Annotated in this window: 1 protein-coding gene; it reads right to left on the reverse strand. The window is 39.9% G+C overall.

The window, feature by feature from the left end; all coding sequences use genetic code 11:
* Window positions 1–263 precede the first annotated feature (263 nt).
* Window positions 264–456, reverse strand: a 193-nt coding sequence (locus ACYQ78_RS39270; protein ID WP_459806084.1) for a catalase-related domain-containing protein, incomplete at its 5' end; no start/stop codon positions are given.

The following is a 456-nucleotide window of genomic DNA, read 5'->3' on the forward strand; positions in this document are numbered from 1 at the left end:
CCAAAGAACGTAAGATCAAAACGAAGCGAACTACGTCCACTTGATAAAGTATTATTGATTTACAGCCTTCACTTTTACTTTATTAGTACACTGTGGTGTGAGTCGCTACTTTTCCTCATTAAAAAGGTTTGCAGATTGACTGCTTACAAAGTCTATTTCATGTATGTTAGAAATTTAATTCACGCTAATTCAATCCACAGAGTATACAATTGTCACTTGTTTCCATTGCATTCAATTGTTCCATGAAGCGCTTCTGTGGCATTTTACTTCTTGTATGTGGCTAATTCCTTGGTCAATCTGTTGCCAAAGTCAGCATGCACTTTGCTGAAGTTTTCCACTGCACGGTTCTGGATAAACTCCTTGGCATCCTTGAGATGACCGGCAATGTTGCTCACCAAGCGAGCTCTTGCTGCTTCATCCAGAACTTTCTCCCAGAAAAGTGTCACCTGAGAGAAA

The sequence above is a fragment of the Herbidospora sp. RD11066 genome, assembly GCF_054661255.1.